Raw genomic sequence first — 24,314 nt, forward strand, 5'->3', positions numbered from 1 at the left:
ATTTCATGCGAGTCAAATTAACAGCCAAGCATCCGCGGCCGGCTTCGTCCGAACGCGCCCCTGTGCGCACCGGTAGTACGTCTGCGCGGAAGCCTGTGCGCGGGGCGGGTGCGGGTAAATCTGCGGGGGGCGCGGGGTCTGCTGGATCTGGTGGCGCGGGTAAGCCGCCGCGGGCGGGTGCAGCGCGGACCGGTTCGGCCGGTGCTGAGAAGCGTCCGGCGGGCAAGTTCGCCACTGTTACTGGTGAGCGGCGCAAGCCGGCGTCCGACGCGGGTGGCGTTAGATCCGACGCGCGGCGTGCGCCGTCCGAGCGGCCGCCCCGCCGCGCCGAGGGCGAACCTCGACGCTTTGACGGCGAGCGTGGGCGTGGTGATGGCCCAGCACGTCGTGCTGATGGCGAACGTTCGCGTGGTGATGGCCCGGCACGTCGTTTCGACGGTGAACGTACACGTGGTGATGGCCCGGCACGTCGTGCGGATGGTGAACGTCCGCGTGGAGATAGTCCGGCGCGACGTTTCGACGGCGAACGTCCACGTGGCGACGGCCCGACCCGACGTGCCGATGGCGACCGCCCGCGCGGCGATGGTCCGGCGCGACGTTTCGACGGTGAACGTACCCGCGGTGATGGCCCATCACGCCGTGCTGACGGCGAGCGTCCGCGTGGCGACGGCCCGGCCCGGCGCTTCGACAGCGAACCGCGTCGCACTGGCGGAGTACGTGCGCCACGCGACGGCAACCCGGACGCGCCGCGCAATCGCGACGCGGCACGACCGGCACGTTTCACGGGCGAACGCGGTGCGCCGCGCCCGGACCGCGACGCGAGCGACCGTCGCGTCCCCACCGAACGTGGCCCGCGCGCAGCTTCGAGCGACCGTAGCGAGCGGCCCGTCTTCAGATCAGGCGAGAAACGCGAAACCGGACGCGACAGCGCCCCCGAGCGCAAGGAACGTCGCATCGCACAACCCATCAAGGGCGGATACGAAGGCCGCACTACCCGGCCGGCCGAGGACACCCGTCCGGCCCGCCCGGCCGCACGTCGCACCGCTGACGAGCACAACAGCCCCTATCCCGGCCCGAAGCTCGACGATCAACGCTCGAGGCGCGCCAAACGCGCGGATGACCCCAAGCCCTTCAGGCCAGCGCGCGAACGCGACGACGAACCCGGCACGCTGCGTCTGTCGAAGCTGATGTCCGAACTCGGCATGTGCTCGCGCCGCGAGGCCGACGAGTGGATCGAGAAAGGCTGGGTAACGGTCGACGGCGTGGTGATCGACACGTTGGGTACGAAGGTCCGCCCCGATCAACGCATCGACATCGATCCTGCCGCACAGGCCATGCAGGCAAAGCAGGTCACGATCCTCATACACAAGCCGGTCGGCTATGTATCGGGGCAGGCGGAAGACGGCTACGAACCCGCGGTCGCGCTGGTCACGCCGGCCAACCGCTGGGAAGGCGACCATTCGGGTACCCAGTTCTCGCCCTCACATCTGCGGACGCTGGCACCGGCCGGACGGCTCGACATCGATTCGACCGGACTGCTCGTGCTGACCCAGGATGGTCGGGTCGCGAAGCAGTTGATCGGCGGGCATTCCGAGGTCGACAAGGAGTATCTGGTCCGGGTCGCCTACGGCGACATCGAAACCGACGTCGATCAACACTTCCCTCCCGAGAGCCTCGCGCTACTGTGTCACGGCCTGTCCCTCGACGACGTGCCGCTCAAACCCGCGAAGGTCACCTGGCAGAACAGCGAGCAGCTTCGTTTCGTCCTGAATGAGGGCAAGAAGCGGCAGATCCGCCACATGTGCGAAGCCGTCGGGCTACGGGTTGTCGGATTGAAGCGGGTGCGCATCGGCAAGGTGATGCTGGGCGCACTGCCGCAAGGGCAATGGCGCTATCTGAGCGCCGACGAGTTGTTCTGACGCGCATCGCCCAGGGACTCAATCCAGGAAAGGCCCGACGTTAAAAAGCCCACGAAAACGTGGGCTTTTTAACGCATGCGCAGTTCGCCGCGCTCAACCGAAGCAATCAATCGTCGCTATTCGGATCGAGATCGGGGAACAGGATTTCGGTGAAACCGAACTTCGAGAAATCGGTGATACGCATCGGGTACAGCTTGCCGATCAGGTGATCGCATTCGTGCTGCACGACGCGTGCATGAAAGCCTTCCGCGACCCGATCGATCGGTGTGCCGAACTGGTCGAAGCCGTGATAACGGATCATCGAAAAACGGCTCACCGCGCCGCGCATGCCCGGCACCGACAGGCAGCCCTCCCAGCCCTCTTCCATGTCCTGCGACACCGGTGTAATGGTTGGGTTGATCAGCACCGTTTCCGGCACCGGCGGCGCATCCGGATAACGCTCGTTGTGACCGAAACCGAAGATCACCACCTGCAGATCGACGCCGATCTGCGGCGCCGCAAGTCCGGCGCCGTTCGCATCGTGCATCGTCTCGAACATGTCCTTCACGAGTTCATGCAGCTCGGGGGTGTCGAAATGATCGACGGCGGCGGCGATGCGGAGCAGCCGCGGGTCGCCCATCTTGAGAATTTCGCGAATCATGTTGAGTGCCCCTCCAGGAGCGTGCGCATACCATCTTCGTCCAGCACCGTGATGCCGAGTTCCTCGGCTTTCGCGAGCTTGCTGCCCGCTTCGGCGCCGGCCACCACATAATCGGTTTTCTTCGATACCGAACCGGCCACCTTCGCGCCCGCCGCTTCGAGCATCTCCTTCGCGTCCTCGCGCGACAGGTTCGGCAAGGTCCCGGTCAACACCACGGTCTTGCCGGCGAGCACACCTTGCGGCGCCTTCGGCGCGGGCGGTCCTTCCTCCCACGTGACGCGGCCCGGTGCACGCAGTTGTTCGATCACGGTGCGGTTGTGCTCTTCGGCGAAGAACTGATGCAGCGCTTCGGCTACCACCGGCCCGACATCGTTCACTTCCAGCAGCTCTTCAACCGATGCGTTCATGATCGGATCGAGCGAGCCGAAATGTTTTGCAAGGTCTTTCGCAGTCGATTCGCCCACATGGCGAATACCGAGCGCGTAAATGAAGCGCGCGAGCGTGGTGTGCTTCGCTTTGTCGAGCGAATCGAGCAGATTCTGCGCCGACTTGTCCGCGAAGCGATCGAGCGCGGACAGCGTCGCGAAGCCCAGATTGAACAGGTCCGCAGGGGTACGCACGAGGTTCTGTTCGACCAGCTGGTCGATGATCTTTTCGCCGAGCCCATCGATATCGAGAGCGCGCCGCGCCGCGAAATGCCAGAGCGCCTGCTTGCGCTGCGCCGGACAGAAGAGGCCGCCGGTGCAGCGCGCAATCGCCTCGTCCGGCAGCCGCTCGATCGCCGAACCGCACACCGGGCACACGGTCGGCATCACGAATTCGCGTGCGTCCGCGGGACGGCGGTCGAGCAGCGCGCTAACCACTTCGGGAATCACGTCGCCGGCGCGCCGCACGATCACCGTGTCGCCGATGCGGATGTCCTTGCGACGCACTTCGTCTTCGTTGTGCAGCGTGGCGTTGGTCACCGTCGCCCCGCCGACGAACACCGGCTCCAGCCGCGCCACCGGTGTGATCGCGCCAGTGCGGCCGACCTGCACGTCGATGGCGAGCAGCTTCGTCAGTGCTTCCTGAGCCGGGAATTTGTGTGCCAGCGCAAAGCGCGGCGCCCGCGACACGAAGCCGAGCTTGTCCTGCTCGTCGCGGCGGTTCACCTTGTACACCACGCCATCGATGTCATACGGCAGCCGCTCGCGCTTCTCGCCGACTGCGTGAAAGAACGCGAGCAATCCATCCGCCCCTTCGACCACCGCCCGCTCGTTGTTCACCGGCAGCCCCAGCTCTGCATACCAGTCGAGCAGCTCACTGTGCGTGCCGGGCATCTCGAAGCCTTCGAGCACACCGATTCCGTACGCGAAGAACGACAGCGGACGCTGCGCCGTGATACGCGAATCGAGCTGCCGCAAACTGCCGGCCGCCGCGTTGCGCGGGTTCGCGAATTCGCGCTGTTCCGCTTCGCGCTGCCGCGCGTTGAGACGCTCGAAGTCGCGCTTGAACATCAGCACTTCGCCGCGCACGTCGAGCACCTTCGGGATGCGCGGGCCCTTGAGCGTGAGCGGAATCGAGCGAACCGTGCGGATGTTTTCGGTGACGTCTTCGCCAGTCGCACCGTCGCCGCGCGTCGAGGCCTGCACGAAACGGCCGTCGACATAACGCAGCGAAATGGCAAGCCCGTCGAACTTCAGTTCGCACGCGTAGCCGACCGGCGTGTGGCCGAGCGCATCGCCAACGCGCCGGTCGAACGCGACGATGTCTTCGTCGGCAAAACCGTTGTTGAGCGACAGCATCGGCTGCGTGTGCACGACCGGCTCGAAACCCCGCGCCGCTTCGCCGCCGACCCGCTGGGTGGGCGATTCGGGCGTGACCAGATCGGGGTGCTCGGACTCGATCTGCTGTAGCTCCTTAAAAAGCCGGTCGTATTCCGCGTCCGGCAATTCAGGTTGATCGAGCACGTAGTACGCGTGATTCGCGCGCTCGAGCTCTGCGCGCAGCCACGCGACCCGTTCGGACGGGCCACTGGATGCCGGTTTGGAGACGCTGGTTCGGGCCATGCTGTGGATGGTTCGCAGGTGGAATTCAGACGTCAGATTATCGCAGGAAGCACGGGCCGTGACATCGGCCGAATGGGTGTGCCAAAGTGTGCGCGGATACGCACGGGCAGTCGATACTGGTACGAAGTGAAGCGGCTTCGTGCGTCAGCGCGGTTGCCGCGGTCGGCACGGCGAAAACATGCACGTGGAAGGCAGGATCGGCCTTGAACCGATGGACAGCGGCGAGGCCGCTGACGCACGGACCCACAAGGCGAAGCCGTGCGGTATCAGAACACTATCGGGAAGCGAAAGCGGTCAAGCCGGTCGCGCGCGGGGTGTGAAGTAAACATGGAACACCCTTACACCACACCACACCGCGCTGCGCCAACCTTAGCTGTTGCATTACTGACTAAACAACCGCCGGGTAGCCGGCGAACCCGCCGGAATCCCCGCCTGTTCGAGTTTTGCGTACAGCGTCATCAGTTGTTTTTCGATGGCGAGAAGCGCGCTCTCGGGTAACGGCCGCCGTTGATCGTCGACCACACGCCCGCCGATCCGCTCAGCCAGCGACTTCGCGTAATCGCACATCAGCCGGAACGGCAGGATGTCCTCGTCGGCCACCGGCACGTCGAGCACCAGCGTGATCATCTGGCCGCCCTTGTAGGTCAGGTCGTCGCGCAGGAAATTCGTGTCGCCGAACTGCAGCATGAACACCGGGCTCTGCTTCGCGTCGAGCTTGACGAAGCGGGTGCCGTCGCGCGATAGCAGCAGTCCGTCCTGCGACGCCACCGCCTGCACGTAATTCGCCGACCACGGCGCGCCATCCGACATCACGTTGATCGACAGTTGCGCGTCGCACTGCGCGGCAAAGCCGTCGAGTTCGCGCGCCATCGCGACGGTTTCCAGCATGTCGGGAAATTCCGGCGATGCATCGATTGCATCGGCGAACTGCTGGACGCCGGTCACGAACTCGGAGAACTCCAGTTCGTTGAGCGGCCCGCTACGGTTCGCAAGTTGCGCAGCCGCGCGCAGTTCCTCGTAGCGCACGCCGTTTTGCAGCAGCTCCCATGCACCACCGCCTTCCGGCTTGCCTTCGATATGCACGGGCTTGCTGCCCGCGCGGCGCAGGCGCTGCGCAAACGGAATCACCTTGTCGCCAGCCACGGTTGCGGCGGGCCGGATCGGCACGATGCAGTCGATGCGGCGGTCCACGATGGCGGGCGGCGCAGACGAGATCGTCGTCGCGGCAGGCAGGATCGGTTCGACCGCTTCGTCGGGCCCACCGTCGCCGGCATGCTCGGGGAAGCCGTTTGGCGTCGTCGCCTCGGCCTGTATATCTGCCGGTGTATCGAGCGGAGCGACCGCGCCGAACGTCGGCTCGACGCGCGGCGCCACGCTGGCGCCGGCCTCGCCCGCCGCCGGTTCGCGGCGCACCGGCTGGCGCGCCGGTTCGATGAACGGACTCTGTTCCGCCTGATCGTCGCGGGCCTGCGCTTCGGCGGCGTCGGCCGGCATCGGCCGCGGCATCCTGCGGCGCACTTTCGCGCCCTGCCATGCGTTGTACGCCACCACGCCTCCGACGACCACAGCGCCGGCACCGATCAAACCGAGTGTCAACTCGTCCATGCACGCTCCATCAGCAATTCCCTTGTTTCAATTCACTTGCCAGCTCATTTGCCTGCCGCGGTTTGCCCGAGTCTACGACAGGGCCGCCGGCGCATGTGATTCAAACGATTCAAACCCGCGCGTCAAAGCGCATTCTGTGCGAATCCTGCCGCCGCTTCCATATCGACTGCGACGATCCGGGACACGCCCTGTTCCTGCATCGTCACGCCGATCAGCTGCTGCGCCATCTCCATCGCGATCTTGTTGTGCGAGATAAACAGGAACTGCGTCTTTTCCGCCATCGCGCGAACCAGGTTGGCGAAACGTTCGGTGTTCGCGTCGTCGAGCGGCGCGTCCACTTCGTCGAGCAGACAGAACGGCGCCGGATTCAACTGGAACATCGCGAACACGAGTGCCGTCGCGGTCAGCGCTTTCTCGCCGCCCGACAACAGGTGGATCGTCGAGTTCTTCTTGCCCGGCGGCTGTGCCATCACCTGCACGCCGGCGTCGAGAATCTCGTCGCCAGTCATGATGAGCCTTGCCTGCCCGCCGCCGAAAAGCCGCGGGAACAGTTCACCGAAGTGCTTGTTGACCTCGTCGAACGTGCCTTGCAGCAGCGTACGCGTTTCCTGGTCGATCTTGCGGATCGCGTCTTCGAGCGTGTCGATCGCGCTGGTCAGATCCGCCGATTGCGCATCGAGGAACGCCTTGCGTTCGCTCGCGGCCTTCAGCTCGTCGAGCGCGGCCATGTTCACCGGCCCGAGCGCGGCGATCGCGTTGTTGATCCGCGTGACTTCGCCTTGCAGGTACGACGGCTTCATGTCCGGCGTGAGCTTCGCCTGCAGCTCGGCCTCGTCGATGCCAGCCTCGGCCAGTTGCTCGATGAACTGCTGGCCGCTTAGGCGCGCAGCCTGTTCTTTCAACTGCAGTTCGGTGATGCGGTCGCGCAGCGGTTGCAGCGCGCGCTCGGCGGTGAGGCGCGTTTCGTCGGCCTGGCGCAGTTTCGCCGTCAGATCGTCGAGTTCGAGCCGGGCTGCCTGCAGCGCCGCTTCCTTGACCGCGCGCAGCTCCAGCGCTTCCTGCAAACCGGTGTGCGCGGTCTGTTCGTTGATCGTTTCGAGTTCGGCTCGCGCATCTTCCAGCGACCCTGCCACTCGCTCGCTCTGCTCGTGCGCGATCTGGATGCTGCGCTTCAGTTCGTCGATGCGGTTCGCCATGTTGCGTGCGGCGAAGCGTGCATCGGTGGCCGCGCGATCGAGGTCGCGCGCTTCGGTGCGCGCATTGCTGAGCGCTTCGTCGAGGGCTTCGAAGGTAAGCTGGTTGTCTTCGAAACGCGCCTGCAATTCGGCCAGTTCCGTATCGTGACGCTCGAAGTTCGCTTCCGATTCGGCACGCAGCGCACGCTGTTCGTCGATCTGCCCGGTGATCTCTTCGAGTTCCTCGCGGATCTGCGTGCTGCGCTGCGTATAGCGCTCATGCGCCTGGGCGAGCTTCAGCACATCCATCTGCAGCGCGTGTACCCGCTGCGTCGCGCGTTCGGCCTGCTGCCGCACGTCGGTCAGCACCTGCGCCGCCTGGGTGTGCGCCGCTTCCGCACGAATCGCCGCCGACTTCGCTTCTTCGGCGAGCAGTACCTGCGCGCGCACCTGGCGCGTCAGGTTCTCGATCTCCTGCTGGCGTGCCAACATGCCGGCCTGTTCGGAATCGGCGGCATAGAGCTGCACGCCGACACGCGTCACCACATGGCCGGCCTTGACGACGAACGCGCCGCCTTCCGGCAACTGCGTGCGCATGGCAAGCGCCTGCTGCAGGTCGTCGGCGACGAACGCGCGACCGAGCCAGTCGTTGAGTACCGCGCGCAGCCCGGCGTCGTCGATGCGGACCAGCGCCAGCAGCGGGCGCAGCGTGGCCGGGGCGTCGGGCGCGGGGCCGGCCACGGGCGGCGCGTAGAACGCGAGCTTCGCCGGCGGCGCATCGGTGGCGAATGCCTTGACCCAGTCGAGGTTCGACACTTCGAGCGCGGCGAGCCGCTCGCGCAGCACCGATTCGAGCGCGGTTTCCCAACCGGCCTCGACATGCAGTTTCTTCCACAGACGCGGCAGGCCGCCCAGTTCGTGCCTGTCGAGCCACGGCTGGATCTTGCCTTCGGTCTGCACGTTTTCCTGCAACTGCTTGAGCGCTGCAAGCCGTGCATCGAGTTGATGGTTCTGTGCGCTTTCGGCCTGCACACGCTCCTGCGCGGCGCGCCGGTCGGCATCGAGGCGCGGCAGCGTTTCCTGCGCATCGGCGAGACGCGCCTGCGCATCCTGCAGAATCTCCTCGTGTTCGGCGAGTTGCATGCGCGACTCTTCGAGCTGCGCTTCGTCGGGCGCATCGAGCCCACCCGCTTCCGATTTCAACCGCTCGTGACGCTGCTGCAGTTGCTGCAGTTGCTGGTCGGCGTTGCGCTGATGCGCCGCTTCGAGCTTCAACGCCTGCTCGGTCTGCGCGATGCCGCCGCGCTCTTCGTTCAACTGCGTCTGCGCATCGCGCCAGCGCGCCTCCAGCGCCGGCAGTGCGTCGTGCTTCGCAGCGGCGCTTTCCTCAGCGACGGCGGCCTTTTCTTCCGCAACGGCAAGCTGCTCTTCAGCATCGCCGAGATCGTCGCCGGCCTTGGCTGCCTGCGCATTCCATTGCTCGCGCTGGGCAGTCAGCGCCGCGATCTGCGCCTGCACGCGGTTGCGCGATTCGACGATAAAGCGGATCTCCGCTTCGAGCCGGCTCACTTCGGCATTCGCTTCGTAGAGGCCGCCCTGGGCGCCCTGCATCGCGTCGCTGGCCGAATAGTGAGCAACGCGCAGCGTTTCGAGCTGCGCTTCGACTTCACGCAGCTTCGCGGTATGGGCTTCGAGGTCGATCTGCGCCTGTTCGATCGCGCGCTGCTGACGCTCCTGCTCGCCGCCCGCCTCGTTCTTGCGCAGCAGCCACAGCAGCCGCTGCTTCTCTTCGCCGTCGGTCTGCAGTTCCTTGAATTTCGTTGCGACGACCGCCTGCCCTTCGAGCTTCTCGAGGTTCGCACCAAGCTCACGGACGATGTCCTCGACGCGCGTCAGGTTCTCGCGCGTGTCGTGCAGACGGTTTTCGGTTTCGCGGCGGCGTTCCTTGTACTTCGACACGCCCGCGGCCTCTTCGAGGAATACGCGCAGTTCTTCGGGCTTCGCCTCGATGATCCGCGAGATCATGCCCTGCCCGATGATCGCGTACGCGCGCGGCCCAAGGCCGGTACCGAGGAAGATGTCCTGGATGTCGCGCCGGCGGGCCGGCAGATTGTTGATGTAGTAGCTCGATGTGCCGTCGCGTGTCAGCACGCGCTTCACGGCAATCTCCGCATACTGGCCCCACTGGCCGGCAGCACGGCCGTCGGCGTTGTCGAAGATGAGTTCGACGCTGGCGCGGCTGCCCGGCTTGCGCGCGGTCGAGCCGTTGAAGATCACGTCCTGCATCGATTCGCCGCGCAGCTCGGACGCGCGCGATTCGCCCAGCACCCAGCGCACGGCGTCGATGATGTTCGACTTGCCGCAGCCATTGGGACCGACCACGCCGACAAGCTGGCCCGGAACCTGGAAATGAGTGGGATCGACGAAGGATTTGAAGCCAGCGAGTTTGATCGAGGTCAGACGCACGGCGATATCGCTGATTGAAAAGAGAAAAGGGACACGGACCGCGACTGCCGGCTGCATCGCCCAGCGATGTAGCGAGCCGACGCGCGGACCCGCCGCGAACCTGGCGCCGCATACGCGCGGTCAGGCGCGCTGCGGCGGGCAGAGGCAATCATACCATCGCGCGCGAACGATTCCGGCGCTCCGCTTCGTCGCCAGGCCCGTCGAGCGGCTCGGGCCGGGCCCGGTGCACCCAGCTCGCCAGCGCGGACGCCAGCACGATGCACGCGCCGCCGGCCCACTCGCGCGGCCCCGGCGTCTCGCCGGCGAAGAGCCACGCCGACAGCGCCGTCACGACGATCTCAAACAGCATCACGATCGACGCGCGGTTCGCCGGCACGCGCGCGAGGCCGTACTGCACGAGCATGTTGTTGGTGGCGAGGACGAAGCCGAGCGCGCACACCAGCAGCGCAGCCGTGGCAAGGTGCGCGCCGGCGGGCGGCGCGGGCATCGCCTCGAAGAACGACGCGCACGAGCTGAAGATCGCCGCCCCGCCGAAGATCGTCGCGGTGCGCATCTCGGCTTTCATGTCCGGCAGCACGCGGCTCGTCTTCACGATCAGCACGTTGCTCATCGCGAAGCCCATGCCCGCGGCTAGCCCGGCCCATTCGGCGAGACTGCCGGGCATCGGCATGCCGAGACGCGGCGACCACAGCATCAGCATCGCCCCGGCCAGCGACAGCGCCGCGAGTCCCGCACCCGCCCACGTCAAACGCTCGCGCAGGATGAAATGTGCGAATAGCGCGGTCCATGCGGGCGTCAGATAGAAGAGCAGCAGCACACGCATCACTTCGCCGTGGATCGTGCCCCAGACGAAGCCGAGATTGGTGATGCCCGCTGTGAAGCCGAGCGTGGGTATCAGCCAGTGCCAGCGCAGTGTGGCGATCGCGCGGGGTCGCAGCAGGAGCACGCACAGACAGGCGGCCGCACTCGTCGATGCGCTGGCCACGGTGCCGCTCACGCCGAGCGCGGCAAGCATCCGCAGCGGATACCAGATCATTCCCCATACCGATGCGCCCAGCATGATGGCAAGCACGGGCCAGTTGCGCAGCCAGGGGCTGGTCGTGTTCATTGTGCGGCGCCCACCGCGATCGTCGTCCGTACCGTGACCAATTGCCGTTCCTGTTCTGTTCCGTTTGCCGGTGCGGCGTTATCGGGCTCAACCACCGGGCTCAACCACCAGGCCCAACCACCGCCCGCCGCGCCCCGCGCAGCCTGTCGGCCACGCTATAATCGCGAGGTTGCCGGAAGCCGCGCCCGCGCTCCGGTCATTGTGTGCGCCGACCGCCGCACGCACCTGTCTCCGCCCGTCTTCGATCCGACCCGATCCGCCAAGTGAATCCGCTCCTCGACTCCCTCCAGCCCTACCCGTTCGAAAAGCTCCGCGCGCTGTTCAAGGGCGTCACGCCACCCGCGGGACTGCCGCATATCAGCTTCGGCATCGGCGAACCGAAACATCCGACGCCGACGCTGATCCGTGACGCCGTCGTCGCCTCGCTGGATGGGCTCGCGTCCTACCCGGCGACGCTCGGCTCGGAAGCGCTGCGCGTCGCGATCGCGCGCTGGGTAACGTGGCGTTATGCGTTGCCGCCCGTCGATCCGGCCACCCAGGTCCTGCCGGTAGCGGGCTCACGCGAAGCGCTGTTCGCGCTCGCGCAGACGGTGATCGATCCGGCCCGTACGGCCGGCGGCGAGCCCGCGATCGTACTCTGTCCGAACCCGTTCTACCAGATTTACGAAGGCGCGGCGCTGCTCGCCGGCGCGCAACCGTATTTCGCCAACAGCGATCCGGCGCGCAACTTCGCGTGCGACTACGCGGCGATTCCCGCCGACATCTGGGCCCGCACGCAGTTGCTCTATGTGTGCAGCCCCGGCAATCCGACCGGCGCCGTACTCACGCTCGACGACTGGCGCGAACTGTTCGCGCTGTCGGACCGCTACGGCTTCGTGATCGCCTCCGACGAATGCTATTCGGAGATCTACTTCGACGAAGCACACCCGCCGCTTGGCGCGCTCGAAGCCGCCCATAAACTCGGGCGCGGTTTCGAACGGCTGGTGATGCTGTCGAGCCTGTCGAAGCGCTCGAACGTGCCGGGCATGCGCTCGGGCTTCGTCGCGGGTGACGCGGCGATCCTCAAGCAGTTCCTGCTGTACCGCACCTACCACGGCGCTGCACTGTCGACCGTCTACCAGACGGCGAGCATCGCGGCCTGGAGCGACGAGACGCACGTGCGCGAAAACCGCGCGAAGTACGTGCAGAAGTTTTCCACCGTTACGCCGATGCTGGCCGAGGTGCTCGACGTGCGTCTGCCGGACGCGGCGTTCTATCTGTGGGCCAACGTCGAGCGCACGGGTCTCGCGGACGACGAATTCGCCCGGCGTCTGTACGCCGACTATAATGTGACGGTTCTGCCGGGCTCATACCTCGCGCGCACCGCACACGATGCGAACCCGGGCCGGGGTTTCATCCGGATCGCGCTCGTCGCGGATGTCGACGAGTGCACTGAAGGTGCCCGGCGCATCGTTGAGTTTTGCCGGGGACTGAAACGCTAACCCGACGCTGAACCGGCCACCGCTCCCATCACCCGATTTCAAACACCTCTTCATCAAGCACCCATATGTCGCAACAACTTCAGCAGATCATCGATAACGCCTGGGAAAACCGCACCGAGCTGTCGCCGAAAGCCGCGCCGGCCGACGTGCGCGAAGCCGTCGCACACGCGATCGAGCAACTCGACCGCGGCACGCTGCGCGTCGCCGAAAAGAAGGACGGTACCTGGGTCGTCAATCAATGGCTGAAGAAAGCCGTGCTGCTGTCGTTCCGCCTTGAGGACAACCTGCCGATGCCGGCCGGCGGCAACGGCGGCAATGGCGCGAACTACACCCAGTTCTACGACAAGGTGCCGTCGAAGTTCGCGAACTACACCGCCGAAGACTTCGCCGCCGGCGGTTTCCGCGTCGTGCCGCCCGCGCTCGCGCGCCGTGGCGCGTTCATCGCGAAGAACGTCGTGCTGATGCCGTCGTACACCAACATCGGCGCGTACGTCGACGAAGGCACGATGGTCGATACGTGGGCGACCGTCGGTTCGTGCGCGCAGATCGGCAAGAACGTGCATCTGTCGGGTGGCGTCGGTATCGGCGGCGTGCTGGAGCCGCTGCAGGCGAACCCGGTGATCATCGAAGACAACTGCTTCATCGGTGCGCGCTCGGAAGTGGTCGAAGGCGTGATCGTCGAAGAGAACTCGGTGATCTCGATGGGCGTGTATCTCGGCCAGAGCACCAAGATTTACGATCGCGAAACCGGCGAAGTGACCTACGGCCGCATTCCGGCGGGCTCGGTGGTGGTGGCGGGCAACCTGCCGTCGAAGGACGGCTCGCATAGTCTGTACTGCGCCGTGATCGTCAAGAAGGTCGACGCGAAGACCCGCGCCAAGGTCGGTCTCAACGAGCTGCTGCGAGGCGATTGATGGCACGCGCCAACAAGACCGTCGTCTATGGCATCCCGAACTGCGACACCGTGAAGAAAGCGCGTGTCTGGCTGGAAGAGCACGGCATCGAGTTCGAGTTTCACGACTTCAAGAAGGCCGGCGTCACGGCGCCGCTCGTGCAGGACTGGCTCAAGGATGTGTCGCTCGACGCGCTGCTGAACCGCCGCGGCACGACCTGGCGCGGTCTGTCCGACGACATGAAAGCCGCAGCCGATAACCAGGCCGGTGCGATCGCGTTGATGATCCACAAGCCTTCGGTCATCAAGCGGCCGGTCGTGGTCGTGAATGGTCGGGTCAAGACGCTCGGTTTTTCGGCGGAAGAATACGCAACGCTGTTCGCTTGACGTTGACCTCGCTGACCTCGCGGATCTGCGCAAGCAGCCGCCGCGTTGAGTGACTCACGTAGTAGCCGGCCTATGGGCCGGCGTTTTTTCATTTGCATCTGAATCTGGTGGATACCCAATCCATGTCCGGCACCCTCGCCCTTACCGAACAGCTGATCGCGCGCGCCTCCGTCACGCCCGACGATCAGCACTGCCAGCGCATCCTCACCGAGCGTCTGTCCACGCTCGGCTTCGATTGCGAAACAATCGAATCGCACGGCGTGACCAATCTGTGGGCCGTCAAACGCGGCACCTCGAGCGGCGACGGCAAGCTGCTGGTTTTTGCAGGCCACACCGACGTCGTGCCGACTGGTCCGCTCGAACAATGGACCTCGCCGCCGTTCGAGCCGACGCATCGCGACGGCAAGTTGTACGGCCGCGGCGCAGCGGACATGAAGACTTCGCTGGCCGCTTTCGTCGTCGCCAGCGAGGAGTTCGTCGCGGCACACGCGGCGCATCGCGGGTCGATTGCGTTTCTGATCACGAGCGACGAAGAAGGCCCCGCCACCGACGGCACCATCAAGGTCGTCCAGGCGCTCAAGGAACGCGGTGAACGGCTCGACTATTGCATCGTCGGCGAACCCACATCGAGCGCGACGCTCGGCGACATGGTGAAGAACGGCCGGCGCGGCTCGATGTCGGGCAAGCTGATCGTGAAAGGCATCCAGGGGCACATTGCCTATCCGCATCTCGCGAAGAATCCGCTGCATGTGCTCGCCCCCGCGCTTGCGGAACTGGTAGCCGAGCGCTGGGACGACGGCAACGAATACTTCCCGCCCACCACGTGGCAGGTATCGAACCTGCATAGCGGTACCGGCGCCAGCAACGTGATCCCGGGGCATGCGGACCTGCTGTTCAACTTCCGCTTCTCGACGGCCAGCACGGTGGAAGGACTGCAAAAACGTGTCCACGCGATTCTCGACCGCCATGGTCTCGAATACGACCTGCAATGGAGTGTCAGCGGCCTGCCGTTCCTCACGCCGCGCGGCGATCTGTCGGAAGCGCTCGCGCGTGCGATCGTCGACGAAACCGGCGTCACCACCGAACTCTCCACCACCGGCGGCACATCCGACGGCCGCTTCATCGCGCAGATCTGCGAGCAGGTCGTCGAGTTCGGGCCGCCCAATGGCAGCATTCACAAGATCGACGAGCATATCGACGTCGCCTTCATCGAGCCGCTGAAAAACGTGTATCGCCGCGTGCTCGAACAACTGGTCGCCTGACCGAGGACCCTGCAGCAATGACGCACCCGTTTTCCACTGTCCGCGATCTGCTGCGTTTCGCCGTATCGCGTTTCAACCAGGCCGGGCTCGCGTTCGGTCACGGCTCGGCCAACGCCTACGATGAAGCGGCCTACCTCGTGCTGCACACGCTGCATCTGCCGCTCGATCTGCTCGATCCGTTTCTCGACGCGCGCCTCGCGCCCGCCGAAATCGATGCGGTGCTGAACGTGATCGAACGGCGCGCAACCGATCGCATCCCCGCTGCGTATCTCACGAAGGAAGCGTGGATGCACGGCTATCGCTTCTACGTCGACGAACGCGTGATCGTGCCGCGCTCGTTTATCGGCGAGTTGCTCGAGGATGGGTTGCAGCCATACGTAGCCGATCCGGAACAGGTCGGCGCCGTGCTCGAGCTGTGCACCGGTTCTGGCTGCCTCGCGATCCTCGCGGCGCACGCGTTTCCGAACGCGGACATCGACGCGGTCGATCTGTCCGCGCCGGCACTCGAAGTCGCGGCGCGCAACGTGCATGAGTACGAACTCGACGAGCAGATTGTCTTGTTCGAAGGCGACCTCTACGCACCGCTGCCCGAGCGGCGCTACGACGTGATCATCACGAACCCGCCGTACGTCAACGCGCAATCGATGCAGTTGCTGCCGCCCGAGTACCGCCATGAACCGGAGATGGCGCTCGCAGGCGGTGCGGACGGTATGGATCTCGTGCGACGCATCATCGGTGCGGCGCGCGAATGGCTGACCGATGAAGGCGTGCTGGTCGTCGAGATCGGCAACGAGCGCGAACACGTCGAGGCTGCATTCGGGGGGCTCGATCTCGTGTGGCTGACGACGAGCGCCGGCGACAACAACGTGTTCCTGATCCAGGCAGCCGACCTGCCGGTCTGAGCGGGATCGAGTGGTCGTTAGTGGTCCCGGATAGTCCGGTTGTCATCTAACCCGACCGCTACACGCACGGCTTCGGTAAGATGAGTGTCATCCGCCGACCGGCCGTGCACGTCATGCGCGAGCCGGCCCGGCCAACCCGCGCTCGCCTATGCCACTCGATTTACTTCACCTCGGCCCGCTCGTCCTGCTCGCTCATCTGCTGGGCATCGCGGCCGCATGCCACGCAATCCTGCATACCCGCACGTCCCAAGGTGCGATTGCGTGGGCGGTGTCGCTAGTCGCGATGCCGTATCTGACAGTCATCCCGTATCTGTTTCTCGGTCGCAGCAAGTTCGCCGGTTACGCCGATGCGCGTCGCATCGAGAACGAAACGCTGCGCTCGCGGGCCCATCCGCCGGAGTGGGACACGCGCGCTTCATCGGCTGGCGCGCCGACCGATGCGCTCGGCCACAGCCTCGTGCGCTCGCTCACGCATCTCGGCGGCATGCCGTTCCTGCCGGGCAACACGGTGCGTACGCTCGTCAACGGCGAGGCGACGTTTGCCGCGATCCTCGATGCGATCGAAAACGCGCAGCACTATATCGTCGTGCAGTTCTTCATCGTGCGGGCCGACGCGCTCGGCGAAATGCTCAAAGAAGCACTGATCACGAAAGCAGCCCAGGGCGTACGCATTTACTTCCTGTACGACAGCATCGGTAGCTTCGATCTGCCGCATCGCTATGTCGCCGCGCTGCGTTCGGCCGGGGTCGAGATGCATCCGTTCGCGACCAACCGGCGCTTCGTCAATCGCTTCCAGCTCAACTTCCGCAATCATCGCAAGATCGTCGTGGTGGACGGCAAGCGGGCGTTTGTCGGTGGGCACAATGTCGGCGTCGAGTATCTCGGCGCGAAGCCGCCGCTTTCGCCGTGGCGCGATACGCATATCGAAGTGCGCGGACCCGCGGTGGCGAGCATCCAGTTCGTCTTCACCGAAGACTGGTACTGGGCAACGCAGCAGTTGCCGGCGCTCGAGATGCCGCCGTTCGAAGCCCCCACCGAAGGCATGCATTGCCTCGTCATGCCGACCGGCCCGGCGGACCGCTTCGAAACCTGCTCGCTGTTCTTCGTCGAAGCGATCAATGCAGCACGTATGCGCATCTGGATCACGACGCCGTATCTGGTGCCCGACGAAGCCGTGCTGTCCGCGCTGCGGCTCGCCGTGCTGCGCGGCGTCGACGTGCGCATCCTGATCCCGAGCCGGCGTGACCATCGTGTCGTGTTCGCCGCGTCGACGCTGTATGCGCACGACGCCGTGCGCAGCGGCATCCGGGTGTTCCGCTACCGGCCGGGCTTTCTGCATCAGAAGGTGGTGTTGATCGACGATGTGGCCGCGGCGATCGGCAGCGCGAATCTCGACAACCGCTCGTTCCGGCTCAACTTCGAAATCATGGTGCTGACCGTCGATCGCGAATTCGCCGCCGAGGTCCATGCGATGCTGATGCGCGACTTCGCGGAATCGTTCGAGATCGATCGGAACGAATACAAAAAAGCGCCGGCGTGGCGGCGCATTGCGATGCACGTGGCGCGGCTGTTTGCGCCGATCCTCTGACCGACGCGGCTGTTTGCGCCGGTCCTGTCGCCGCGCCGTTCGCTACAGCAGCTTTTCGATATCGGCCTTGATTGCTTCTGGCTTCGTCACTGGCGCGTAGCGCTTGATGACGTTACCGCTGCGGTCCACCAGAAACTTCGTGAAGTTCCACTTGATCGCCCCGATGCCGAGCAACCCCGGCGCCTCCGACGTCAAGTACCGGTACAGCGGATGCGCGCCCGCCCCGTTCACATCGATCTTGTCGAACATCGGAAACGACACGCTGAACTTCTGCTCACAGAAGCCGCCGATCTGCGCCGCATCGCCGGGCTCCTGCTTGCCGAACTGGTTGCACGGAAAGCCCAGCACTTCGAGTCCACGTTCCGCATATTCGCCGTACAGCGCCTGCAGGCCCTGGTATTGCGGCGTGAAGCCGCATTCGCTCGCCGTGTTGACGATCAGCAGAACCTTGCCGCGATACTGTGCGAGGCCGATCGTCTCGCCGCCGAGCGTGCGAGCCGAGAACTCATAGACCGATGCCGTATTTTTTCCCATGAAGTCCTCTCCTGAAGTCCTGCGATGAAAGCGCACAGTCTAAGCGAAATGTTCCGCTGAGACTGTCGGGTAACTGCTTGCCAGCCCACGCCATACTCCCCAACCGCCGCACAGTCTAAAATAGCGACTTTCTCCGCTCCGGTCCGACGTTCCTGTGATCCGCTTCACTCAGTTCAGCCTTGCTCGCGGCACCAAGCCGCTGTTCGACCAGACCACGTTTACTCTGAACCCCGGCGAGAAAGCCGGCCTGATCGGGGCGAACGGCGCCGGCAAGTCGACCCTGTTCGCCGTGCTGCGCGGCGAACTGCATGCGGATGCCGGCGACTTCTCGCTGCCGCCCTCGTGGCGCATCGCATACGTTGCCCAGGAAACGCCCGCTGTCGATCAGAGCGCCCTCGCCTATACGCTCGACGGCGACACTGCCCTGCGTTCGATCGAAGCGCGCATCGCCGCGGCATCGGCTGCGCATGACGGCGCCGCCGAAGCCGACGCACATGCCGCGTTCGCCGACGCCGACGGCTACACCGCGCCCGCGCGCGCCGAGACGCTGCTGCTCGGCCTCGGTTTCACGCTCGACCAGACGCGCGAACCCGTCAGCAGTTTCTCGGGCGGCTGGCGCATGCGGCTGAACCTCGCACAGGCGCTGATGTGTCCGTCCGATCTGCTGCTGCTCGACGAACCAACGAACCACCTGGACCTCGATGCGATCGTCTGGCTCGAAGACTGGCTGCATCGCTATGCGGGCACGCTGATCGTGATCTCGCACGATCGCGAATTCCTCGATTCGATCTGCGACGTCACGCTGCATCTCGAGAACCAGCAGGTGAAGCGTTACGGCGGCAACTACTCGCAGTTCGAAATCCTGCGCGCGCAACAGCTCGCGCTGCAGCAGAGCGCGTTCGAGAAACAGCGCAAAACCATCGAGCACTTGCAGAGTTTCGTCGATCGCTTCAAGGCGAAGGCTACGAAGGCGCGCCAGGCGCAGAGCCGCGTGAAGGCGCTCGAAAGAATGGAGCTGATCGCGCCGGCTCACGCGTCGTCGCCGTTCACGTTCGAGTTCCGTACGCCCGATTCCGCGCCGAACCCGATGCTCGTGATGGAAGACGTGCGCTGCGGCTACCACGCGGACGATGGGAGCGAGATTCCGATCGTCGGGCAGGTCACGCTGTCGATCCAGAACGGTCAACGCATCGGCCTGCTCGGTGCAAACGGCCAGGGCAAGTCCACGCTGATCAAGACGCTGGCCGGCACGCTGACGCCGCTAGGCGGCGACGTGCGCGAAGGCAAAGGGCTGCGGATCGGCTACTTCGCACAGCATCAGCTCGAAACGCTGCGCCCCGACGACACGCCGCTGCAACACCTCGCGCGGCTTGCACCCGATACGCGCGAACAGGAGTTGCGCGATTTCCTCGGTGGCTTCAACTTTCCCGGCGAGATGGCGAGCGCGCGGATCGCGCCGTTCTCGGGCGGCGAGAAGGCGCGCCTCGCGCTGGCGCTGATCATCTGGCAAAAACCGAATCTGCTGCTGCTCGACGAACCGACCAACCACCTCGACCTCGAAACGCGTCACGCGCTGACCATGGCGCTCGCGCAGTTCGAAGGCACGCTGATTCTCGTGTCGCACGATCGTCACCTGCTGCGCGCGACGACCGACCAGTTCATGCTGGTCGCGAAGCACAGGCTGCAACCGTTCGACGGCGACCTCGACGATTACCGCGACTGGCTGCTGCAACACGCGGCCGAACAGCGCGCGGCATTGAAGGCCGGTAACGCGGAGCCGGACGCCGGCGACTCGGCGCCGAATCGCAAGGAACAGCGGCGGCTCGAAGCGGAAACGCGGCAGAAGCTGGCGCACCTGAAAAAACCGCTCCAGACACGCATCACAAAGATCGAGAAGGAAATGGACGCGCTCAACGCGGAGCGCGCGACGCTCGATGCGTTCGTCGCCGACGCGGCCAGCTACGAGCCTGCCCACAAGACCCGCCTGACCGATTCGATCCGTCGCCAGGCCGAAGTGAATGCGCGCCTCGCCGCACTCGAAGCCGAATGGCTCGGTGCGCACGAGGAACTTGAACAGATCGGCTAGCGGCACCGTGCGAGGTCCGCGCCGGCATCGATGAGAGGTTTGCCTTGTCTGCTTCGCCTGACTCGTCTGTCTCATCTTCACCTACGGTTGCTCCCGCATTGCAAGGACTGCGCGTACTCGATCTGACGCGCCTGCTACCCGGCCCCGTTGCCACGTTGCGGCTCGCGGAACTCGGCGCCGAAGTGCTGAAGATCGAAGCGCCCGGCGAAGGCGACGCAACGCGCACGATGATGCAGAGTTCAAGCGATCGCGCCGCAGGTCGGCCCGGGGCGTTCTACCGCCTGGTCAATCGCGGCAAACGCGAGATGCGGCTCGATCTGAAGTCGGAGGCGGGACGCACGGTGCTGTGTGCGCTGGCGCGCGAAGCGGATGTGCTCATCGAAAGTTTCCGGCCCGGTGTGATGGACCGGCTGGGCGTCGGTTTCGAGGCGCTGCATGCGCTCAATCCAAAGCTTGTGTATTGCGCGATCAGCGGTTATGGGGCGGCAGGACCGTTCACGCAGCACGCGGGCCACGATCTCAACTACATCGGCTACGCAGGCGTGCTCGATCAACTCGCGGACCGCGACGGCGCACCCGTCTTGCCGAACTTCCAGATCGCCGACCTGCTCGGCGGTGCATTGAGCGCGGTCACGCAGATACTTGCCGCGCTGTGGCACGTTGCGCGCGGCGGCGATGGCCGTTTCGTCGACGTCTCGATGACACATGCGAGCTACGCGCACAACGTCGTGGCGCAGATCGCGCTCGCCAACGACGGCACCGCGCCGCCCGCTGGCGGTGGACTGCTGAACGGCGGCGTGCCCTGCTACAACCTTTACCGCACACTCGATGGAAGGTGGCTCGCGGTCGGTGCGCTCGAACTGAAGTTCTGGGAGACGTTGTGTACTGCGCTCGGCCGGCCCGACTGGGCAACGCGGCACTGGAGCCTCGGACAGGCGATCGGCGGCCCTGATGCGCACACGCTGACGCGGGAACTCGCGGCGGTCATTGCCGGCAATTCGCTGGAGGACTGGGTGACGTTGCTGGAGCCGCTCGATTGCTGCGTATCGCCGGTGCTGACGGCGGCGGAAGCGGCACGGCATCCGCTGTTTGCGCCGGTGCTCGCGCAGGAAGCGTCGAAGGATGCCGGGTAAGGCGAAGCGAGAGCTTCGCCGCTCCGCTCACCGCCGCGGCAACGTCTGCCGCTGGGAAGGCCCGTCGTCGATCAGCGTGTGCTTGCGTCCTTGCACGTGCTGGCGGATGGTGGCCCGTACCTGGTCGGCGGTCACGTCTTCCGCAACCACGCGGCGCGAGATCTGCCCGGTTTCGTCGATCCACTCGACGATCCGGCAGCCGCCGCCCCACGGCGCCCGGATAGGCGGAGATACCCGGCAGCCGCGCAGGCTCGCGAGTCGATCGGTCGCGGTTTCATGAGGCTGTTTCAAGACGTCATCCTTTCCGCTGCGGGTGGGATTACACACCCGGCCAGAATAGGGAAAACGTGTAGCAGCTTGGTTACAGTTCGTCTCGCGATATTTACGACGGATTACATCGCGCATACACCCGCGGCGCGCGGCTATTCGAGCGTGCGGACCCGGTCGATGGCCTGCTCGATGCGCTCGACCGCGATGACCTGCAGCCCGTCGATCGGCTGCTTCGGCGCATTCGCCTTTGGAATCAGCGCAATCGAGAAGCCGAGCTTCGCCGCTTCCTTCAGGCGCTCCTGACCGCGCGGCGACGGCCGGATTTCTCCCGCGAGCCCGACTTCGCCGAAAACGACGAGGCCCTTCGGTAGCGGTTTGTTACGCATTGACGAGTGGATTGCGAGCAATACCGCGAGGTCGGCGGCGGGCTCGGTGATCTTCACGCCGCCTACCGCATTCAGGAACACGTCCTGATCGAAGCACGCAATACCGGCGTGCCGATGCAGTACAGCGAGCAGCATCGCGAGGCGGTTCTGTTCGAGTCCCACCGCAAGACGCCGCGGGTTCGGCGCGTTCGCCGAATCGACCAGCGCCTGCACTTCGACGAGCAGCGGCCGCGTGCCCTCTTGCGTCACGAGCACGCACGAGCCGGGCACGATCTGTTCGTGCTGCGAGAGGAACAGCGCCGACGGATTGGCGACGCCGCGCAGGCCGCGCTCGGTCATCGCGAAGACGCCGAGTTCGTTCACCGCGCCGAAGCGGTTCTTGAACGCGCGCACGAGCCGGAACGACGAATGCGTATCGCCTTCGAAATACAGCACGGTGTCGACGATGTGTTCGAGCACGCGCGGCCCGGCGAGGTTGCCCTCTTTCGTCACGTGGCCGACCATGATGATGGCCGTGCCCGATTGCTTGGCGATACGCGTGAGTTGCGCGGCGCATTCGCGCACCTGCGCAACTGAGCCCGGCGCGGACGTCAACGCATCGGAATAGATGGTCTGGATCGAATCGATGACGGCGACGTCGGGCCGTTCGGCATCGATGGTCGCCTGGATTTTTTCGAGCTGGATTTCGGCGAGCAGCATCAGTTCGCTCGCCTGCACGTCGGTTTCGAGCAGCGACAGTCGCTGCGCGCGCAGCGCAATCTGCGCCGCCGATTCTTCGCCGCTCACATACAGCGCGCGCCGTTCGTTCGAGATCGCGGCAAGCGATTGCAGCAGCAATGTCGATTTACCGATGCCCGGATCGCCGCCGATCAGCACCACGCCGCCCGGCACGAGCCCGCCACCCAGCACGCGATCGAACTCGCCGACACCGGTCGAAAAGCGCGGCACATCCGATGCCTGGATATCCGCGAGACGCTGCACCGGCGCATTCTTTGCGAGCGACTGAAAGCGATGCGTACTGGCCTGCTCCGCGACGCCCTCGACCAGCGTATTCCATGCCCCGCACGCGGGACATTGTCCTTGCCACTTCGGTGCCTGCCCGCCGCATTCGGTGCAGGTGTACAACGTTTTTTGTTTAGCCACGCGCCTTCCGATCTTCTGACCCAATGCCCCGCAAGAAACTCACGCGGCGCTCATTCGGCGCGCACCGGCACGCGCTGCGCGACCGCGCACGTCAGCTCGTAGCCGATCGTGCCGGCGGCCTGCGCGACATCGTCGACCGACAGCGCCGTACCCCACAGTTCGACGCGCGAGCCAACGCCGGCATTCGGGCACAGCGTGAGGTCAACGGTAATCATGTCCATCGATACACGGCCGACCACCTGCGTGCGCACCCCGTCGACAATGACCGGCGTGCCTTCGGGCGCGAGCCGCGGGTACCCGTCCGCATAACCGCACGCGATCACGCCGATGCGCATCGACCCCTGCGCGGCAAACCTCGAGCCGTACCCAACCGTCTGGCCCGCACCGAGCGATTGCACTGCGATCAATTCGGAGGCTAGCGTCATGGCGGGCTGCAAGCCGGTGTCGGCAATATCGCTGTGCACACCGGTCGGCGAACCGCCGTACAGGATGATGCCGGGGCGCACCCAGTCGAAATGCGCCTCGGGGTGCCACAGCGTGGCCGCCGAATTCGCGAGGCTACGCGCGCCGGCAATGCCTTCGGCGCCGCGCTCGAAGGCCGCCATCTGGTGCGCGATGCCACGCTCGGCGTCGGCGTCGGAGAAATGGGTCATCAACGTGATCTGGCCCACGCCCTGGCACGCGCGCGCGCGTTCCCACGCGCTGCGGAATCGTTCCGGCGTATAGCCGAGACGATTCATGCCGCTATTCATCTTGAGCTGGATGTTGACTGGCTTAGAGAGGCGCGCCATTTCGAGCATGCGCATCTGTTCGTCGGAATGCACCGCGGTGGTGAGGCTATAGCGGTCGATCACGTCGATATCGGTGGGGCGGAAAAAACCTTCGAGCAGCAGGATCGGACCCGCCCAGCCCAGCTCGCGCAACTTCACCGCTTCTTCGAGGTCCAGCAGACCGAAACCGTCGGTCGCACGCAAACCGGGGAACACGCGCGCCAGACCGTGGCCATACGCATTAGCTTTGACGACTGCCCAGATTTTCGACTTCGGCGCATAACGGCGTGCGACAGCGAGATTGTTGGCGAGAGCAGCGGTATGAATCGTGGCAAGAAGGGGGCGCGGCATGAGAAATTTTCGTAAAGACGCTTGCGAATCAGCAGCTTACTGGACGTTTTCAGTGCGTCGAGAGCCCGCTGGGCGGTGCGATCAAGGATTTTGCTAGTCCGAATGCGAGTATTTTCATGTTATAAAGCCGTGCGCACAACCCATTTCGAACGGAATAAGCCCGGACGC

Annotated in this window: 18 protein-coding genes; 9 read left to right on the forward strand and 9 right to left on the reverse strand. The window is 65.1% G+C overall.

What is annotated here, in order from left to right:
• Window positions 1–5: 5 nt before the first annotated feature.
• Entirely contained in the window at window positions 6–1,919 is a 1,914-nt protein-coding gene (locus FNZ07_RS24745; RefSeq protein WP_091013878.1) for a pseudouridine synthase, read from the forward strand.
• A 106-nt stretch (window positions 1,920–2,025) separates the two neighbouring features.
• Here FNZ07_RS24745 and def read toward each other — a convergent pair whose 3' ends face one another.
• The 5 genes from def to FNZ07_RS24770 form a co-directional block, all read right to left on the reverse strand.
• Window positions 2,026–2,559 (reverse strand): peptide deformylase, encoded by a 534-nt coding sequence (def, locus tag FNZ07_RS24750; protein ID WP_091013882.1) that lies wholly within the window; start codon window positions 2,557–2,559, stop codon window positions 2,026–2,028.
• The gene (ligA, locus tag FNZ07_RS24755) at window positions 2,556–4,607 is read right to left on the reverse strand and encodes an NAD-dependent DNA ligase LigA (protein ID WP_091013885.1); all 2,052 of its coding nucleotides are present in this window, start codon (window positions 4,605–4,607) and stop codon (window positions 2,556–2,558) included. The genes def and ligA overlap by 4 nt, the downstream gene beginning before the upstream one ends.
• Window positions 4,608–4,988: 381 nt before the next feature.
• Window positions 4,989–6,212, reverse strand: a complete 1,224-nt coding sequence (locus FNZ07_RS24760; protein ID WP_091013889.1) for a cell division protein ZipA C-terminal FtsZ-binding domain-containing protein — start codon at window positions 6,210–6,212, stop codon at window positions 4,989–4,991.
• Between the two features lie 122 nt (window positions 6,213–6,334).
• A complete protein-coding gene (gene smc, locus FNZ07_RS24765) occupies window positions 6,335–9,853 on the reverse strand; it encodes a chromosome segregation protein SMC (protein WP_091014756.1) in 3,519 nt (1,172 codons plus the stop codon).
• 148 nt (window positions 9,854–10,001) lie between these two features.
• Window positions 10,002–10,961, reverse strand: a complete 960-nt coding sequence (locus FNZ07_RS24770) for a DMT family transporter (RefSeq protein ID WP_091013892.1) — start codon at window positions 10,959–10,961, stop codon at window positions 10,002–10,004.
• A gap of 263 nt (window positions 10,962–11,224) precedes the next feature.
• Here FNZ07_RS24770 and dapC point away from each other — a divergent pair, with 263 nt between their 5' ends.
• The 6 genes from dapC (at window position 11,225) to cls (ending at window position 17,473) form a co-directional block, all read left to right on the forward strand.
• Window positions 11,225–12,442 (forward strand): succinyldiaminopimelate transaminase, encoded by a 1,218-nt coding sequence (dapC, locus tag FNZ07_RS24775; protein ID WP_091013894.1) that lies wholly within the window; start codon window positions 11,225–11,227, stop codon window positions 12,440–12,442.
• A gap of 65 nt (window positions 12,443–12,507) precedes the next feature.
• Entirely contained in the window at window positions 12,508–13,356 is an 849-nt protein-coding gene (gene dapD / locus FNZ07_RS24780; protein WP_091013896.1) for a 2,3,4,5-tetrahydropyridine-2,6-dicarboxylate N-succinyltransferase, read from the forward strand.
• Window positions 13,356–13,721, forward strand: coding sequence for an ArsC family reductase (locus tag FNZ07_RS24785; protein ID WP_091013899.1), 366 nt, complete (start codon window positions 13,356–13,358; stop codon window positions 13,719–13,721). The genes dapD and FNZ07_RS24785 overlap by 1 nt, the downstream gene beginning before the upstream one ends.
• Window positions 13,722–13,843: 122 nt before the next feature.
• Window positions 13,844–14,983, forward strand: a complete 1,140-nt coding sequence (gene dapE, locus FNZ07_RS24790) for a succinyl-diaminopimelate desuccinylase (RefSeq protein ID WP_091013901.1) — start codon at window positions 13,844–13,846, stop codon at window positions 14,981–14,983.
• Between the two features lie 17 nt (window positions 14,984–15,000).
• The gene (prmB, locus tag FNZ07_RS24795) at window positions 15,001–15,885 is read left to right on the forward strand and encodes a 50S ribosomal protein L3 N(5)-glutamine methyltransferase (RefSeq protein ID WP_091013904.1); all 885 of its coding nucleotides are present in this window, start codon (window positions 15,001–15,003) and stop codon (window positions 15,883–15,885) included.
• A gap of 148 nt (window positions 15,886–16,033) precedes the next feature.
• Complete coding sequence (cls, locus tag FNZ07_RS24800) at window positions 16,034–17,473, forward strand: cardiolipin synthase (RefSeq protein WP_091013908.1); 1,440 nt, start codon at window positions 16,034–16,036, stop codon at window positions 17,471–17,473.
• A gap of 42 nt (window positions 17,474–17,515) precedes the next feature.
• On the opposite strand, the gene FNZ07_RS24805 is transcribed toward cls, so the two are convergent.
• The gene (locus tag FNZ07_RS24805; protein ID WP_091013912.1) at window positions 17,516–18,007 is read right to left on the reverse strand and encodes a glutathione peroxidase; all 492 of its coding nucleotides are present in this window, start codon (window positions 18,005–18,007) and stop codon (window positions 17,516–17,518) included.
• 154 nt (window positions 18,008–18,161) lie between these two features.
• Between FNZ07_RS24805 and FNZ07_RS24810 the strand changes: the two genes are divergently transcribed.
• On the forward strand, window positions 18,162–20,093 hold the full coding sequence (locus FNZ07_RS24810; protein ID WP_091013915.1) for an ATP-binding cassette domain-containing protein: 1,932 nt from the start codon (window positions 18,162–18,164) through the stop codon (window positions 20,091–20,093).
• 98 nt (window positions 20,094–20,191) lie between these two features.
• Window positions 20,192–21,226 (forward strand): CaiB/BaiF CoA transferase family protein, encoded by a 1,035-nt coding sequence (locus FNZ07_RS24815; protein WP_091013917.1) that lies wholly within the window; start codon window positions 20,192–20,194, stop codon window positions 21,224–21,226.
• Between the two features lie 27 nt (window positions 21,227–21,253).
• Here FNZ07_RS24815 and FNZ07_RS24820 read toward each other — a convergent pair whose 3' ends face one another.
• The 3 genes from FNZ07_RS24820 to alr form a co-directional block, all read right to left on the reverse strand.
• A complete protein-coding gene (locus tag FNZ07_RS24820; protein ID WP_177228292.1) occupies window positions 21,254–21,517 on the reverse strand; it encodes a DUF2866 domain-containing protein in 264 nt (87 codons plus the stop codon).
• A 131-nt stretch (window positions 21,518–21,648) separates the two neighbouring features.
• On the reverse strand, window positions 21,649–23,025 hold the full coding sequence (gene radA / locus FNZ07_RS24825) for a DNA repair protein RadA (protein WP_091014757.1): 1,377 nt from the start codon (window positions 23,023–23,025) through the stop codon (window positions 21,649–21,651).
• 50 nt (window positions 23,026–23,075) lie between these two features.
• Window positions 23,076–24,146: an alanine racemase gene (alr, locus tag FNZ07_RS24830; RefSeq protein ID WP_091013924.1), complete on the reverse strand. Its 1,071-nt coding sequence runs from the start codon at window positions 24,144–24,146 to the stop codon at window positions 23,076–23,078.
• Between the last annotated feature and the right edge of the window lie 168 nt (window positions 24,147–24,314).

Origin of the sequence: Paraburkholderia megapolitana (assembly GCF_007556815.1) — a bacterium.
GTDB lineage: Bacteria > Pseudomonadota > Gammaproteobacteria > Burkholderiales > Burkholderiaceae > Paraburkholderia > Paraburkholderia megapolitana.

Excerpts from the sequence above, each read along its gene's own strand:
- FNZ07_RS24745 (WP_091013878.1), top strand. The coding sequence starts at position 6 with ATGCGAGTCAAATTAACAGCCAAGCATCCGCGGCCGGCTTCGTCCGAA.
- def (WP_091013882.1), bottom strand. The coding sequence starts at position 2,559 with ATGATTCGCGAAATTCTCAAGATGGGCGACCCGCGGCTGCTCCGCATC.
- ligA (WP_091013885.1), bottom strand. The coding sequence starts at position 4,607 with ATGGCCCGAACCAGCGTCTCCAAACCGGCATCCAGTGGCCCGTCCGAA.
- FNZ07_RS24760 (WP_091013889.1), bottom strand. The coding sequence starts at position 6,212 with ATGGACGAGTTGACACTCGGTTTGATCGGTGCCGGCGCTGTGGTCGTC.
- FNZ07_RS24770 (WP_091013892.1), bottom strand. The coding sequence starts at position 10,961 with ATGAACACGACCAGCCCCTGGCTGCGCAACTGGCCCGTGCTTGCCATC.
- dapD (WP_091013896.1), top strand. The coding sequence starts at position 12,508 with ATGTCGCAACAACTTCAGCAGATCATCGATAACGCCTGGGAAAACCGC.
- FNZ07_RS24785 (WP_091013899.1), top strand. The coding sequence starts at position 13,356 with ATGGCACGCGCCAACAAGACCGTCGTCTATGGCATCCCGAACTGCGAC.
- dapE (WP_091013901.1), top strand. The coding sequence starts at position 13,844 with ATGTCCGGCACCCTCGCCCTTACCGAACAGCTGATCGCGCGCGCCTCC.
- prmB (WP_091013904.1), top strand. The coding sequence starts at position 15,001 with ATGACGCACCCGTTTTCCACTGTCCGCGATCTGCTGCGTTTCGCCGTA.
- cls (WP_091013908.1), top strand. The coding sequence starts at position 16,034 with ATGCCACTCGATTTACTTCACCTCGGCCCGCTCGTCCTGCTCGCTCAT.
- FNZ07_RS24805 (WP_091013912.1), bottom strand. The coding sequence starts at position 18,007 with ATGGGAAAAAATACGGCATCGGTCTATGAGTTCTCGGCTCGCACGCTC.
- alr (WP_091013924.1), bottom strand. The coding sequence starts at position 24,146 with ATGCCGCGCCCCCTTCTTGCCACGATTCATACCGCTGCTCTCGCCAAC.